This window comes from Roseivivax isoporae LMG 25204 (genome assembly GCF_000521865.1).
Classification (GTDB): Bacteria; Pseudomonadota; Alphaproteobacteria; order Rhodobacterales; family Rhodobacteraceae; genus Roseivivax; species Roseivivax isoporae.
The window spans coordinates 1-321 of the sequence record NZ_JAME01000197.1 but is presented as its reverse complement, the minus strand read 5'-3'; the positions used below and the strand labels follow the sequence as shown (position 1 = coordinate 321).

At 65.7% G+C, this 321-nt stretch carries 1 pseudogene; it reads right to left on the bottom strand.

Annotated features, from left to right (window positions below):
• Positions 1–185: pseudogene (locus tag RISW2_RS23325) on the bottom strand (hypothetical protein); the annotation flags it as partial.
• Between the last annotated feature and the right edge of the window lie 136 nt (positions 186–321).

Sequence of the window (321 nt, the reverse complement as noted above, 5' to 3'; positions counted from 1 at the left end):
TCGATGGCATAGGGCAGGCTCTCGTCGTCGCAGTCGGGAACCTCGGTCGTGTCGATGTTGGAACTGCGGTTGATCGAGACGTCCGTCAGTCCGCAGAGCGGGACGTAGGTCCCGGCATCCCCGGTCGGATCGACCTCCACCTCGAGGATGAACTCCTCGAACTTCGCGGTTTTTGCGCGAGCCATGCTTCTGTCCTTTTCACTGATGCGGCACGCCCCGCGGCGGCCAGGGTGTGGGCCGTCAGGCCCGCTTGATCGCGCGCGTCACGGCGCGCTTTATCCCCGCCCGAGCGCGGCGTTTCTCTGCCCGCCAGACAGGGAA